At 65.4% G+C, this 14,167-nt stretch carries 10 protein-coding genes; 3 read left to right on the top strand and 7 right to left on the bottom strand.

Annotated features, from left to right (window positions below):
• Window positions 1-11 precede the first annotated feature (11 nt).
• The gene (locus tag VGR99_RS27760; RefSeq protein WP_326903058.1) at window positions 12-4,835 is read right to left on the bottom strand and encodes an NAD-glutamate dehydrogenase; all 4,824 of its coding nucleotides are present in this window, start codon (window positions 4,833-4,835) and stop codon (window positions 12-14) included.
• A gap of 262 nt (window positions 4,836-5,097) precedes the next feature.
• Here VGR99_RS27760 and VGR99_RS27755 point away from each other — a divergent pair, with 262 nt between their 5' ends.
• Window positions 5,098-5,439: a hypothetical protein gene (locus VGR99_RS27755; protein WP_326903057.1), complete on the top strand. Its 342-nt coding sequence runs from the start codon at window positions 5,098-5,100 to the stop codon at window positions 5,437-5,439.
• Window positions 5,436-6,218, top strand: coding sequence for an alpha/beta hydrolase (locus tag VGR99_RS27750; protein WP_326903056.1), 783 nt, complete (start codon window positions 5,436-5,438; stop codon window positions 6,216-6,218). Before VGR99_RS27755 ends, VGR99_RS27750 begins: the two co-directional genes overlap by 4 nt.
• Here the strand turns inward: VGR99_RS27750 and VGR99_RS27745 are convergent.
• The 3 genes from VGR99_RS27745 to VGR99_RS27735 all read right to left on the bottom strand — a co-directional run bounded on the left by VGR99_RS27745 (window position 6,197) and on the right by VGR99_RS27735 (window position 9,796).
• Complete coding sequence (locus tag VGR99_RS27745) at window positions 6,197-8,110, bottom strand: tetratricopeptide repeat-containing glycosyltransferase family protein (RefSeq protein ID WP_326903055.1); 1,914 nt, start codon at window positions 8,108-8,110, stop codon at window positions 6,197-6,199. The genes VGR99_RS27750 and VGR99_RS27745 overlap by 22 nt on opposite strands.
• A 102-nt stretch (window positions 8,111-8,212) precedes the next feature.
• Window positions 8,213-9,592 carry a hypothetical protein gene (locus tag VGR99_RS27740; RefSeq protein WP_326903054.1) on the bottom strand — a complete coding sequence of 460 codons (1,380 nt, stop codon included), beginning with the start codon at window positions 9,590-9,592 and terminating at the stop codon, window positions 8,213-8,215.
• Window positions 9,593-9,625: 33 nt separating this feature from the next.
• Window positions 9,626-9,796 (bottom strand): hypothetical protein, encoded by a 171-nt coding sequence (locus tag VGR99_RS27735; RefSeq protein WP_326903053.1) that lies wholly within the window; start codon window positions 9,794-9,796, stop codon window positions 9,626-9,628.
• 192 nt (window positions 9,797-9,988) lie between these two features.
• Between VGR99_RS27735 and VGR99_RS27730 the strand changes: the two genes are divergently transcribed.
• The gene (locus tag VGR99_RS27730; RefSeq protein WP_326903052.1) at window positions 9,989-13,201 is read left to right on the top strand and encodes an autotransporter outer membrane beta-barrel domain-containing protein; all 3,213 of its coding nucleotides are present in this window, start codon (window positions 9,989-9,991) and stop codon (window positions 13,199-13,201) included.
• Between the two features lie 6 nt (window positions 13,202-13,207).
• On the opposite strand, the gene VGR99_RS27725 is transcribed toward VGR99_RS27730, so the two are convergent.
• From VGR99_RS27725 to VGR99_RS27715, 3 genes are read right to left on the bottom strand one after another with little or no spacing between them, the layout of a single operon-like run.
• Window positions 13,208-13,441: a hypothetical protein gene (locus VGR99_RS27725; RefSeq protein ID WP_326903050.1), complete on the bottom strand. Its 234-nt coding sequence runs from the start codon at window positions 13,439-13,441 to the stop codon at window positions 13,208-13,210.
• Window positions 13,414-13,545 (bottom strand): hypothetical protein, encoded by a 132-nt coding sequence (locus VGR99_RS27720; protein ID WP_326903049.1) that lies wholly within the window; start codon window positions 13,543-13,545, stop codon window positions 13,414-13,416. Before VGR99_RS27720 ends, VGR99_RS27725 begins: the two co-directional genes overlap by 28 nt.
• Before the next feature lie 25 nt (window positions 13,546-13,570).
• The gene (locus VGR99_RS27715) at window positions 13,571-14,005 is read right to left on the bottom strand and encodes a DUF2846 domain-containing protein (RefSeq protein ID WP_326903047.1); all 435 of its coding nucleotides are present in this window, start codon (window positions 14,003-14,005) and stop codon (window positions 13,571-13,573) included.
• Between the last annotated feature and the right edge of the window lie 162 nt (window positions 14,006-14,167).

Below are 14,167 nucleotides of genomic sequence, written 5' to 3'. Positions count from 1 at the left end.
CTCGCAGACCCTCAAGCCTTGACCAGGTCCCCCAGCAGGTTCGCCGCCACCGTCAGCTTGGCGAGCGTCAGGCCGCTGGCCGCGATCTCCTCGACCGCGCGGCGGATACGCGTCGCTTCGGGATGGGCCGCGAGCCAGGCCTCGACCGCCTGCTGGCCGGACTGGCCGGTTGCCAGCATGTCCGCGGCCAGTCTCCTTTCGGCGCCGCCGATCTGGTCGACGGCGCGGTCGATGGCGAGACGTTCGAAATAATCGTTCGCCGGCACGCCGCGCGCGGCACTGATGATGCGGTCGAGACGGAAATCTGCTTCCGCAGCGAAGAAGGTCGCGGCGGCATCGCCGATGGCGCGAGAGGTGCGCTCGGCGACCGTCACGATATCGGGTGCCGCGACCAGGGCGTCGAGATCGGCAAGCTCGCCGGCAAGGCCGGCCGGGACGCCGGCATCAGCGAGGTCCTGCCGGCGCTTGCCGCGCGCGGCCTGCAAATCCGGCGGGAGGGTTTTGTCGAGAGACGTCGCGATCTCGCGGATGCCCGGGCCGAAGCGCGCGATCACTGCCTCCAGGCCGACCTTGAAATCGACATTGCGCACGTACCAGACCATGCGGGAAAGCAGAAGATCCTGGATCGCCGCGTAGAGGCTGAGCTGCAACTGCCCGTCGATTCGTGTGTCGAGGGCGTCGATCGCGTCGTTGAGCCGCCTGAGCTCGTAGATCGCGTCCACCGCAACTTGCGCCATGACGATGGTCGAGATATCGGCGTCGGTCTCGTCGGTCAGGCGAACGATGCAGGCCGGACCCCCGCGGTTGATCACGGCATTGACCAGGCTGGTTGCGATGATCTCGCGCCGCAGGCGATGGAGTTCGACCGCGGCCGGGAATTTATCGAGAAGCTCACGCGGAAAATAAAGGGACAGTCTGCGGGCAAGATAAGGATCGTCCGGCACGCTGGTGGCGAGCAGGTCGTCGTAGAGCGTCAGCTTGGCGTAGGCGAGCAACACGGCAAGCTCAGGCCGTGTCAGGGACTGTCCGCGCCTTGTGCGCTCGGTGATCGCTGCATCGTCGGGCAGAAATTCGACGGCACGGCTGAGCAAGCCGCGCCGTTCGAGCGACTGCATCAGGCGGGTGAGGAAGCCGGTCTCGGCCACGCCTTTGCGCTCGGCCAGCGACAGCGCCAGCGTCTGCAGATAGTTGTTGCGCAGCACCAGCGTGCCGACTTCGTCGGTCATTGCGGCAAGCAGGCTGTTGCGGTCGGCTGGACTGAGGCGTCCCTCGCGCTCGGGGCGCGCCAGTGCGATCTTGATGTTGACCTCGACGTCGGACGTGTTCACGCCGGCCGAATTGTCGATGGCGTCCGTGTTGAGCTTGACGCCCTTCTGCGCCGCTTCAATGCGGCCGCGCTGGGTGACGCCGAGGTTGGCCCCTTCGCCGATCACCCGGGCGCGCACGTCGCCACCCGCGATGCGGATCGGATCGTTGGCGCGGTCTCCGACCTGATCGTCGCTTTCGGAGGAGGAGCGGATATAGGTGCCGATGCCGCCGAACCACAGCAAGTCCGCGCGCGCCTTCAGGATCGCCGTCATCACCTCGAACGGCGTGGCTTGCGGCTTGTCGAGATCGAGCAGGGTGCGCACTTCCGCAGTGAGCGGGATCGCCTTGAGCTGGCGCGAGAACACGCCGCCGCCCTGCGAGATCAGCGACTTGTCGTAGTCCTGCCAGCTCGATCGCGGCAGATCGAACAGCCGCTTGCGTTCGGCGAAGCTGACCGCCGGATCGGGCGAGGGATCGATGAAGATGTCGCGATGATCGAAAGCCGCCACAAGCCGTGTCGCCGGTGAGAGCAGCATGCCATTGCCGAAAACGTCGCCGGACATGTCGCCGACGCCGACCGCGGTGAACGGCATGTTCTGAATGTCGGTGCCGAGCTCGCGGAAGTGGCGCTTGACCGCCTCCCAGGCGCCGCGCGCCGTGATTCCCATCTTCTTGTGGTCGTAGCCCTGGCTGCCGCCGGAGGCGAAGGCATCGCCGAGCCAATGGTTCTTCTCGGCCGAGATTGCGTTGGCGACGTCGGAGAAGGTGGCGGTGCCCTTGTCGGCGGCGACGACGAGGTAGGGGTCGTCGCCGTCGTGGCGCATGGTCGAGTCGGGCGGCACGACGACGTCGCCATCGAGATTGTCGGTGAGCTCGAGCAGCGAGCGAACGAAGATGCGGTAGGCTTCGGTGCCTTCTGCGAACCAGGCCTCGCGATTGGAAGGCGGCGGCAGGCGCTTCGGCACGAAGCCGCCCTTGGCGCCGACCGGCACGATCACGGCGTTCTTGACCTGCTGGGCCTTGACCAGCCCGAGGATCTCGGTGCGGAAATCCTGCGGCCGGTCGGACCAGCGCAGACCGCCGCGCGCCACCTTGCCGAAACGCAGGTGAATGCCTTCGACGCGGGGCGAATAAACGAAGATCTCGTAGAGCGGTCGGGGAGGGGGAAGGTCCTCGATCCGGCGCGCGTCGAACTTGAAGGAGATCACCGGACGCGGATGTCCGTCCCGGCCGACTTGCCACAAATTGGTGCGGATGGCCGACTGCACCAGATTGGTGAAACGGCGCAGGATGCGGTCTTCGTCGAGCGAGGCGACGGATTTGAGCTGCTCCTCGATCTCGGCAAGCAGGGTCGTCTCGCGCGCCGAACGCTCGCGATCCGTTAGCGCAAGGCGCGGATCGAGGCGGGTCTGGAACAGCGCGACCAGGTTGGCCGTGATCGCGGCGTTCTTGCGCAAGGTCTCCCACATGTAATCCTGGGTGAAGGGAGCGCGGATCTGGTGCAAATAGCGCGACAGCGCCCGGATGGTGGAGACCTCCCGCCAGCCCAGGTCGGTGCGCAGCGTCAAGGCATTGTATCCGTCGGATTCGGCGCGATCGGTGACCACCGCCATGATCGAGGCTTCCAGGCGATGGCTGAGTTCCGGGGTGATCCCGATCGGCTGGCCGTCACTGGTCTCGATCGTCATGTCGTGCAGCCAGACCGGCTCCGGCCGGTTACCGGGCACGATCTGATAGGTGCGCTCGTCGACCACGCGCAGGCCGTGATTCTCGATCACCGGCACGCGGTATGACAACGACAGCGGTGCGGCGTCCGAAAACACCTTCAGGCCGAGCCGCCTGGGATCGTCCTCCGCGGCGCGGTGAACCGAAATCGTTACCGGGCGGGCTGGCGTCAGCCTTTCGATGGTCGCGATATCGGCGATGGCCTGTTCCGCGCTGAAGATTTCGGTGTAGCCGCCGGCAAAGGCACGGGCATAACGGTTGCTGAGCATGCGTGCCCGCATGCCATCGGTCGACGCCGTGAGCGCGGCCTTCAGCTTGTCGGCCCAGGTCGCGGCAATGGCGCTGATCCCGGCTTCGAGCGTGGCGGCTTCGACGACGGGCGTTTTGCCTTCATAGCGCCCGATGATGAAATGGACGCGCGCGAGCGCACCTTCAGGGAACGATACATAGGAGGCGGACAGGGTCCCCTTGTAGACTTGCGACAGGAAGGCGCCGACGCGCGTGCGGACGTCGGTGTCGTATTTGTCGCGCGGAATGAAGGTGAGGATGGAGACGAAGCGATCGAACTTGTCCACCCGCGCCAGCGCCCGGACGCGCGGGCGCTCGTAGAGGATCAGGATCTCGATGACGAAATTGTAGAGCGTGTCGACGTCGATCTGGAACAATTCGTCACGCGGATAATCTTCGAGAATATGCATCAGCGCCTTGCCGGAATGGCCGTTCGGGTCGAAGCCGGCACGCTGCAGCACCCGCGAAACCTTGTGGCGCACATAAGGGATCTGCCTGACCGAGCGGGTATAGGCGCCCGAGGTGAAAAGGCCGACGACGCGCAACTCGCCTTCGAGCCGGCCGTCGGGCGAATAGAGCTTGATGCCCACATAATCCATCCGGATGCGGCGGTGGACGCGGCTACTGACATTGGCCTTGATGACGATCAGCAGGGTCGGCTCGTGCATGAACTCGCGGATTTCCGACGTCATCACCACCATTTCGCTGCCGCGGCGCAGCACCTTCACGTCCGGATCGCGCAGGATACCGAGGCCTTCGCCGGTCGTGATGTCGTCCGACGCGTCGCTGTCGGGCGAGAAGCGATATTCGCGGACGCCGAGGAAGGTGAAATTGTCCGCGCAGAGCCATTGCAGGAACTGATTGGCTTCGGCGACCTCGTCGATCGGCAGCGGCGGCGGGTTGGAGGAGAACGTCTTGATCGCCTCCTCGACGCGGTCGCGCATGCTGCGCCAGTCAGCGACGCAGGCACGGACATTGCTCAATGTCCTGGTCAGGCCGTCGACCAGCTTCTGGCGATCGGCATCCGCGTCGAGGCGGCTGATGTGGAGGTGAATCAGGCTTTCGCGCGCGCCGTTGGCTCCCTCCGGCAGTGTTTCGCCGTAGAAGCGCAGTAGCTTGCCCGCATCGTCGCGCTCGACGGCGATGATCGGGTGAGCGACGAGGCTGACTTCGATGCCCTGCTCGGCGAGCTCCGCCATGGTGGAATCGAACAGGAAAGGCATGTTGTCGTTGAGAATCTCGAGCACGGAAATCTCGCGTCCGTTCGGCAATGTCGGGTTGACGACGCGGATATCGGCGCTGCCGGCCGTGCGCCGCTGGACGTGCTCCCAGGCCTGCTCCGCCAGGAGCGCAAGCGAGGCGGCATCGTAATTGGCGAGATCCTCGATATTGGTGTAGCCGAACAAGGGCTCGGCAAAGGCCCGGGGGCTCTTGCCCGCTGGCACGCTGCCCGCTGCATCGCGGATCAGGGTTGCCCGGGCCTTGTCGTCGCGCCACGCCATAATGTCCTCCATTTGCCGCGCCGTCCGATCGCAGTCGCGATCATCAGCTTGATTCTGGAGTGCATCTCTTCGAGCGCCGCGATCGATTGATCCGCGGTATCGAAGCTTCCGGCGACAATACACCATCCCGCGGCGAAAAGCGCGCTGCGTCGTGAGGCGTGCTGAATTTCTCTGTCATACCGGGTGGGGCCGAAGTCGGTGCCACGGCGGTCGCCCGCTTGGGGCAGGAAAATCGCATGTAATTTCAATTATGTCGCTGCCCGGTCCATCGGAAATGACGTCCACGACAACCCTCTCGCTCGATATGGAGCGTGCGAAGGTCTGCCATGATGAGGTCATTCAAAAGAGTTCGCAGCTCCTCGATATTCTCAAATTCCTTGAAGTCTCCTCGATCCGACGCGCCGGCACCGGCGCGAGCCACACCGGATCGCCTCAAGCTGAATGTTGGCGTGCCCCTTGGCAACCGCAGCGCGCAATGGTCATCTTGATCGCGGTGTCGGCCGGTCCGTCATTGCGCCATGGCGAGCAGTCGCGCCATCTTCATCGGCCCGTGGTGCGCCACTTGGATCAGGACTCGCCAGAGACACCTGAACATGTCGGTGGAGATGACCCATGAAGCTCGCGCATGACGGAATCCAGCTCTCCTTCGACATCGCCGGGGCGGGACCGCTTCAATTCCTGTTCGTCCATGGCCTCGGCGGGGATCGCACGCATTTTGCGCCGCAGATGGAGTATTTCGCCCGTCAAGGTCGGGCGTTGAATGCCGAACTGCGGGGGCATGGTGAGAGCGATAAGCCGCAACAGGCATATTCGATCGAAGGCTTCGCCGATGATCTCGTCTTTCTGTGCAACCGGCAGCAGATCACCAAACCGGTCATCGTGGGTCAGAGCATGGGTGGCAACATGGCGCTCGAAATCGCCGCCCGCTATCCGGACTTTCCTGCAGGCCTGGTGCTGCTCGATTCAGGGGTGCTCTTCCCTGCCTCGGCAGGGACGGTGTTTGCCGGATATCTGGAGGGCTTGAAGGGCGCGGATTTTGCGGACGAGGCACGGAAGATTGTGGCGGACTCCTGTCTGCCGACCGACAGATGCCGCGCCCATGTCGAACAGACCTTTCTGGCGACGCCGCAGCACGTGCTGGTGTCCACGTTTACAAGTCTGTTCCCCTGGGATGTGCATCGGGCGCGTGAGTGCGTCCAGGCGTGCCGGGTCCCGGTGCTCTACATCGAAGCGGCCCATCGGCTCGCGGATCTGGATCGTTTTGCGGCGCTGTGCCCGCAACTGGTCACCGCCAAGGCCGTCGGCTCCGGGCATTTCCTGTCGCTGGAAGTGCCGGAGCAGATCAACCCGATGATCGACCGGTTTATCTCGCTCTACGTGGGAAGACCCGGGTAAGCTTCGTCGCTGCGCGCAGGGGCCTCGTGCTTTGCGGCCTCAATCCGCAATTCGTCCCGCACGCGATCGAGCACGCTGTCATAGTCGCGCGTCTCGGTTTGCCGGAACAGCCGCATGCCGGGATACCAGGGGCTGTCCGCGCGATCGAGCAGCCAGCGGTAGTCCGGCGTCCATGGCAGCAGGATCCAGGTCGGACGGCCAAGCGCGCCGGCGAGATGGGCGACGCTGGTGTCCACGGTGATCACAACATCGAGGCAAGTGATCAGCGCGGCGGTCTCGACGAAGTCGGTGAGATCAGCGGTCAGGTCGAGAATGTCGCTTCGCTCGCGCAGGACGGCCGCATCATCAGGGCGCGGGGCCTTCTGCAGGCTGACGAAGGTGGCGTCGACGTCGAGGATCCGGCAAAGCGTCCGCAGCGGAATCGAGCGGGTGCGATCGTTGACGTGGTTTGGGTCGCCGGACCAGACCAGACCGACCCGGAGCCTGGTGCGAGGACCAAGACGGTCGTCCCAGGCCTGAATGCGGCTCTCCGGAGGAGAGGGGAGATACGGTATCTGCGCCGGGATCGTATCGAGGCGCGTTTTGAAGGCGAGCGGCAGGCTGGAGACCGGACAGTGCAAATCGTACGCCGGCAGCGTGGTGAGATTCGACGTCGGAGCGCAGTGAGAGACACCGCTCAGGGGCGACATCAGGCGAAGCAGCGGATCCTGGACGACGAGGAGAACGCGTGCACCGCGCGCCGCCAGCAGTGGTACGTAGCGCACGAAATGAATGGTGTCTCCCAGGCCCTCGTCCGCGGCGACAAGGATCGTCTTTCCCGCAACGTCTTCCTCGCCCAGCCACATGGGTTCTGGAAACGCGGGGTATTTCGCCGAAGGCAGCTTTAGCCGTGTGTGGTGTCCGCGCCAGCCGGCTTCGAAATCGCCGGTCAGGAGCTGAGCCAGGGCCACGTTCCACTCTGTCACGAGATCGCTCAGCCTGAGCGACTTCATGCGATCGGCCAGTGCAAAGACTTCGTCGAAGCGATGCAGGTGGTAAAGCGCCGTCAGCTTGTTGTTGAGGGCATCGACACGACGCGGTTGCAGCGCGACGGCTTTTTCGAACCAGACCAGCGCCTCTTCATCCTTGCCGAGCCGCCGCAACGATAGGCCGAGATTGTTGCAGGTGTCGGCATTATCGGGGGCGAGCTCATGCGCCCGCCGGCCTTCGGCCGCGGACTCCTCGAACCGTTTCAGGTTGAAGAGAACCCATGCGCGCGCCTGCACCGTCGGGGCATGGTTCGGGAACAGGCCGTCGCAGAGATCAAGACGCGCAATGGCTTCCTCGTTCCGCTCGAGCTTGTGCAGGACGATCCCGCTGTTGCAGAGGGCGTCCTGATGATGCGGATCGAGGTCGAGCGTGTGCTGATAACTCGAGAGGGCCTGATCGAGGCGCGCAAGCTGAACGAGCGTGTCGCCATGCTGCCGCCACAGCTCAGCGTCGTCGGGGCGGAGCTTGATCGTGTTGTCGAAGACGTTGAGCGCCTCCGCGAAGCGCCCATGCCGAAGCAAGGCCGCCCCGAAGCTTGCAAGAAATTCGGGCTTGGGCGCGCGCTGGATCGCGCGGACGATCCACGCCAGGGCATCGTTGTACTGTTCGGCGTGGAGAAGCAGCAGCCCCATGAGATGCTGGGCGTCCGGGTTCTCCGCATCGATCGCGAGGGCCTGCCCGCAGCAGGCACGCGCCTCGGGATGCCGTCCGTCCCTAAGATGCTGAAGGCCCGTTTCGCAGAGGGTGGCGGGCGTGCCGACCGCCGGCACAGCCGTCATCGAGCTCATGCTGGCGGCGAAGTGCTCGCGATGTCCGGTCAATTCTGGATCAGCTTTCGATGTCTCGATCAGCGAGAAATGCACGATTCTCGCAAGCGTCGAAAGCAGGGCAGCCGGGCGTTGCCCTCACGGCGCAAGCCTGGCGCAAGGTTCGGCCCTAGCTCGCCGGCGTGATCGCCGACCGCTTCACTCCGGCAATCCCGCGCGCCGCAATCCTTCGCCGTACCGCCACGCATCGTCCGCGCGGCGATACGGGCCGTAGATCGCATCGAGGTTGGAGACGCGCTCGCCGGGATTGATCTCGAGCAGTCGGGCGACGGCTTTCCGCGCCTGCGCGGTTTGTCCGGCGAACGCATCGGCCGATGCGCCGATCCGCAGCGCCGGCAGCAGCCTCGGCGTGCCGCGCAAGGCGGCATTGGCCCAGGACGAGGCCTCTTCGTAGCGGCCGGCGAAGAAATGCGCATGCGCCGTTGCCACCTGCATCAGCGGCATCAGCGGATCGACCGGGCTGAGGCGCATCGCGTACATCAGATGTCCGACGGCGGCATCAGGCTCGCCCATCCAGCTCTTGATGAAGCCGGCGAAATAGGACGCCCACATCATGTTGGGATTGACCTGGAGCGCCTGCTCGATGCAAGCGGCGCCGGTGTCGAGATCGCGCACGACATAGGCGAGCGCGCCGGCGCTGGTTGCGAGCGCCAGCGCATCGTCGCGGCCGAGACGAATCGCGTTTCTCGCCAGCCGGTCGGTCTCGGCGATGTCGCGCGCAAGGTCGTCGGTCGGCCAGCGGTTGGTCCGGTCCTTGACGTAGCAATAGGCGGCCATGCCATAGGCCGACGCGAACTCCGGATCGAGCTCGATGGCGCGCCTGAACATCTGCAGGGCCTCGATGTTGGCCTCGCGGATGGTGAAGCGGTAGATCGCCGCGGTGCCGCGCAGATAATATTCGTAGGCCCCGAGGCTCTCCGTCGGCTTGCGCTTGGCGCGCTCGATCGCGGAATGCTCGAGCTTCGGCACCAGCAGCCCCACCACCTGCCGCGCGATCTGGTCCTGCAGGTCGAAGACATCCTCGAGCGCGCCGTCGAAACGGTCGGCCCACAGATGCGCGCCGGTCGTGGCGTCGATCAGCTGCGCGGTGATGCGGACGCGGTCGGCCGATTTGCGCACGCTGCCTTCGAGCACGAAGCTGACGCCGAGCTCGCTGCCGACCTGCTTGATGTCGACGACGCGCCCCTTGTAGGTGAAGCTGGAGTTGCGCGCGATCACGAACAGCGAGCGGAAGCGCGACAGCGTCGTGATGATCTCCTCGACGACGCCGTCGGCGAAATATTCCTGTTCGGGATCGCCGCTCATGTTCTGGAACGGCAGCACCGCGACCGCCGGCTGCGCCGGAAGCGGCGGCGTTTCGGCCGGCGCGCCGTATACCGGAGACGCAGGCACCACGGAGCCTGGTGCATCCGTGCTCACGGGACCGGCGAACCGGTAGCCGTATTTCGGCATGGTCTCGATCCAGCGCTCGCCGCCCGGCTCATCGCCGAACACGCGGCGCAGGGCCGCGATCTGCACCGGAAGATTGCTTTCCTCGACGATCAGGCCGGCCTAGGCGGACTTGATCAGCGCGTCCTTGGAGACCGGCGTGCCCGTTCGCTCCACCAGCACGCGCAGCACGGAAACCGCACGCTGGCCGAGCGCGACCGGCGCGCTGCCGCGAAACAGGATCGCGGCCTCAGCGTCGAGCCGGAACGGACCGATGATGTAGCTCGTGGCCATGGCGCGATGCTTAAGAACTTTTTCAGAACGACACCATGACTTTCGGTGTAGCCAGCCGCAAATATGAACGCCCTGATTGCAGGGCAATCCACACTGGCCGGATTCCGGTCGCAAAATCAAGCAGGTGCGACGCGTCGTCCCAGCCTCGTGCCGGCGGTGGCGAAGTCGCTCCGGGATCTCGGCGCAAGGCAGATGCAGCAGCAATTTCGACCTTCGTGGGCAGCGCTCGGGCGCACCATTCCCCTCGGCGCGCCTTTCGCTGTTGTCCTGACCATCGGTGTTGCGGGACATTCCGGCAACGCCTTTGCCGCCTGCTCGGTGTCGGCCGGTCCGAATTCCGTCACATGCGACGACACCTGGACATCGCTCACGACCAATCTGAATGCCGCATCGACATCGTCGAACGATTATCACCAGCTGTTCACTTTCGGTAGCGCGGTGACCGGCACGATCAACGCCGGAAAGACCGTCACGAACCAGGGACTCTGGGTCGAATCTACCTTCCCGGCCGCGTCCGTGACGTTCACCAACAACGGTTGGTCGATCGGCGCCGGCAACGCGCTCCGGCTCGGCGCCAATGGCGGGGACATCGTCTATTCGGGCAATGGCAGTCTCAGCGCTGGCTCTGCGAGCACGGCCCTTCTCCTTGAAACCAGCGGCGCCGGCTCCATCACGGTCGGCACGAGCGGTACGCCTGTCGCGCCGAACTACCTTGGCGGCAGCGGCCTGGTCGCCCAGGCGGACGTCGGCGCAATCGCCGTCTCGCTCAATGCCGGTAATATCGCGGTCACGGGCACAACGGGCACCGGTCTGTATATGGCAAGCTCGGGCGCCATCTCGGCGACCCTGACCGGCAACACGTCGATCCAGAACAGCACCGCAAGCGCCAACTCGACCGTCGGCATCAACGCGGGTTCGATCGGCGGGACCATCAATGTGACCTCGGATGCCAATATCGGCAGCGCAGGCACCGCCTTCCTGATCGGCATCAGGGCGACCGAGACCGGCGGCGGAAACGTCACGGTGTCCCAGACCGGCGGAGCGATCTTCGCCGCGAACACCGGCGTGTTCGCAGTCAGCGCCGGTGCCGGCGCGATCTCGATCACGACCGGCGTGGGCAGCTCGATCACCATGACCGGCGGCAGCGCAATCGCCGCGACGTCCACCACCGGCACCGGCGCTATCGACATCACGGCCGCCGGCGCGGTCAGCGGAGGTCTCTACGGCATCAATGCCACCATCGCCAATATTGCGAATACCCGCGACATCACGATTGCCGCGAACGGCAGCGTCAACGCGAGCCTGTCCGGCATCAACGCCCTGACCATTGGGACCGGCAAGATCGCCATCTCGGTCGGGGCCGGGGCGACGGTGCAAGGCGGCACCTATGGCGTCGATCTCGCGAGCGGCTCTTCCGCCAACATTGTCACGAACAACGGCACCATCACCGGCGGGACCGGCGTCAGGGCGAACGCGACAACGACGGTCACCAATGCCGGCAGCATCGAGGGGACCGGCGGCACTGCCGTGCTCTTGAACGGCGCCAATAGCCTCTTTGTCATGAGCGGGCCGGCCGCGACGCTGACAGGTCTGGCGGTCGGCAGCGGCTCGGATACGTTCCGCTTCGCCGGCACCGGCAGCAACAGTTTTGACGTCAGCCAGATCGCCGCCGGCTGGACGCTGCTCGACAAGACCGGCTCGTCGATCTGGACGCTGACGGGCACGTCGACCTATGCCGGCCCGGTCACGGTCAACGGCGGCACGCTGGCGGTGAACGGCAATCTCTCTGCGGCGAGCGGCGTCACGGTCGATGCCGGCGGCACGCTCGGCGGCAACGGCACCGTCGGCAGCACGATCGTCAATGGCGGCACGCTGGCACCCGGCAATTCCATCGGCCTGTTGACCGTCAGCGGCAGCCTCACCTTCACCGCGGCGTCGACCTACATGGTCGAGGTCTCGCCTGCGAGCGCCGACCGCGTCAATGTCACGGGTACCGCGACGCTCGGCGGCGCAACGGTCAACGCGGTGTTCGCGCCTGGCGCCTACGTCGCGCGGCAATACACCATTCTCAACGCCGGCAGCATCAGCGGCACCTTCGGCCTCGTCAACACCAGCCTGCCGTCGGGCTTCAAGTCGAGCCTCAGCTATGATGCCAGCAACGTCTATCTCGATCTGGCCCTGAGCTACACGCTGCCGGTCGGCTCCTCCGTCAACCAGCAGAACGTCGCGAACGCCGTCACCAACTTCTTCAACAGCACCGGCGGCATCCCCGCGGTGTTCGGCGCGCTGACCCCGGCTGGCCTGACGCAGATTTCGGGTGAGACCGCGACGGGCGCACAGCAGGCCACCTTTGACGCGATGAACATGTTCATGGGTGTGCTGACCGATCCGTTCGTGGCCGGTCGCGACGATCCGCGTTCAACCGGCGGCACTGCGGGCTATGCGGCCGAGGACAGCGATGCGCTCGCCTTTGCTGCTGGCCGCAAACGCACTGGCGCCAAGCGCGACGCCTACGCCGCGATGTCGCGCAAGGCACCGCAGGCCCAACCCTTTGGGTCACGCTGGAGCGTGTGGGCCGTGGGCTTCGGCGGCTCGCAGACCACCGACGGCAATGCCGTGCTCGGCTCCAACGCCGTCACCAGTCGTATCGCGGGCGGGACCGCGGGCGCCGACTACTGGTTCTCGCCTGATACGGTCGCAGGTTTCGCGCTTGCCGGCGGCGGCACCAGCTTTTCGGTCGCGAATGGCGGCACCGGCCGCTCCGATCTGTTCCAGGCCGGCGCCTTCGTGCGGCACAATCAAGGTGCGGCCTATGTCACGGGTGCGCTGGCCTATGGTTGGCAGGACGTCACCACCGACCGCAACGTCGCCATCGCAGGCGTCGATCATCTTCAGGCGCGCTTCAAGGCGAACGCCTATTCCGGCCGGCTCGAAGGCGGCTACCGCTTCGTCACGCCAATGATCGGCGGCGTCGGCCTCACGCCCTATGCCGCGGTCCAGTTCACCACCTTCGACCTGCCGGCCTATGCGGAGCGGGCGGTCACCGGCAACACCACCTTTGCCCTGAGCTACGCGTCGAAGAGTGTCACGGATACCCGCAGCGAGCTCGGTCTTCGCTCGGACAAGTCCTTCGGGATGGCCGACGGCATCGCCACACTGCGCGGGCGCCTCGCCTGGGCGCATGACTTCAATCCCGATCGTTCGATCGGCGCGACCTTCCAGGCGTTGCCCGGCGCGAGCTTCGTCGTCAACGGCGCCGCGCAAGCCACGGACGCCGCGCTGGTCACTGCGTCGGCGGAAAAGAGCTGGTTCAATGGCTGGGCCATCGCCGCAACGTTCGAGGGCGAGTTCTCGAACGTCACGCGCAGCTACGCCGGCAAGGGGGCAGTCAAGTACCAGTGGTGACGGCGCTCACCTGCCGATCGTGACCCAGGCCTGCGCCTTCTTCCGCCAGTCCGCGTCGAAGCGGGCGGGGATGTCTTTTGCGGCATCGCGTGAGAAAAGGTGATCGATGGCGGATGTGCGAACCTCGTCGATCCCGGGAATGCCGGCATAACCGAGATTGGCGAGCCGCTTGGCGAAAGGCGGATGCGTCGAGTCCGGATCGTGCTCGCGGGTCAGGCCGGCGGTGGCAGCGGCCGCCATCGGCTCTGGCGCGTAAGAGCGAGGATCACGCAGGCCAGCGCCACGACCGGCAGTACCGCGTAGCGGCCAAGACGCAGGATGATCTTCAGGACAACGCGATTCATCCGCGCCTTGGCGGAATGATTCGAATCACGCCTTGCCGCATGAGCCACTGCTCTGATGCAGGCTGGCGACGTCGGCGCGGCCCTGGCCTTCCGTGACCTGGATCAGCGTGATCGCGCCGGGCGTCACGATTCCTATCTGCGGCTGGGCGGAGAGGTAGGTCGTGCTGCCGGCGCGCAGATCGACGCTGACCTTCTCGCTGCCCTGCCCGAGCAAATTGCCGCTCAGCGGCAGGTTGTTGACGGCGACCTCGTGGCGGCCCGGAGGCAGATCGCACGACACGAACCCCGCGGGCTGGCTGCCGCCAATCACCCGTCCATCGACGGCATAATTGGGCTGGACCGCAAATGCCATCGGCGAGGTGCGATAGACCACGAGGCGCGCCGTATTCGATTTGACGTTGTCAGTCAGTGCCGCGCTGCCCATCGGCCCGGATGCGCAGCCCGCAAGCAACGTGGCCACGACCAGAATCCCCACACCCAAACGCATTCTCGCCCCGCAATTCCAGATATCCCCGCATCATCATTGGCTTGGGTGGTGGTTGAAGTCAATCTCGACCGCAAGTCGTGCAACGCTTGTTCGCGCCGGACGAATCTTGCCGCGTCGGTCGGCGAGGTCGCCGCC

This window comes from Bradyrhizobium sp., assembly GCF_035935975.1.
Classification (GTDB): Bacteria; Pseudomonadota; Alphaproteobacteria; order Rhizobiales; family Xanthobacteraceae; genus Bradyrhizobium.
This window is presented reverse-complemented; position numbering and strand designations above follow the sequence as displayed.

What these genes read in the sequence shown, in the direction of transcription:
- VGR99_RS27760 (WP_326903058.1), bottom strand. Translation starts at nt 4,835, where the DNA reads ATGGAGGACATTATGGCGTGGCGCGACGACAAGGCCCGGGCAACCCTG.
- VGR99_RS27755 (WP_326903057.1), top strand. Translation starts at nt 5,098, where the DNA reads ATGACGTCCACGACAACCCTCTCGCTCGATATGGAGCGTGCGAAGGTC.
- VGR99_RS27750 (WP_326903056.1), top strand. Translation starts at nt 5,436, where the DNA reads ATGAAGCTCGCGCATGACGGAATCCAGCTCTCCTTCGACATCGCCGGG.
- VGR99_RS27735 (WP_326903053.1), bottom strand. Translation starts at nt 9,796, where the DNA reads ATGGCCACGAGCTACATCATCGGTCCGTTCCGGCTCGACGCTGAGGCC.
- VGR99_RS27730 (WP_326903052.1), top strand. Translation starts at nt 9,989, where the DNA reads ATGCAGCAGCAATTTCGACCTTCGTGGGCAGCGCTCGGGCGCACCATT.
- VGR99_RS27725 (WP_326903050.1), bottom strand. Translation starts at nt 13,441, where the DNA reads ATGGCGGCCGCTGCCACCGCCGGCCTGACCCGCGAGCACGATCCGGAC.
- VGR99_RS27720 (WP_326903049.1), bottom strand. Translation starts at nt 13,545, where the DNA reads ATGAATCGCGTTGTCCTGAAGATCATCCTGCGTCTTGGCCGCTACGCG.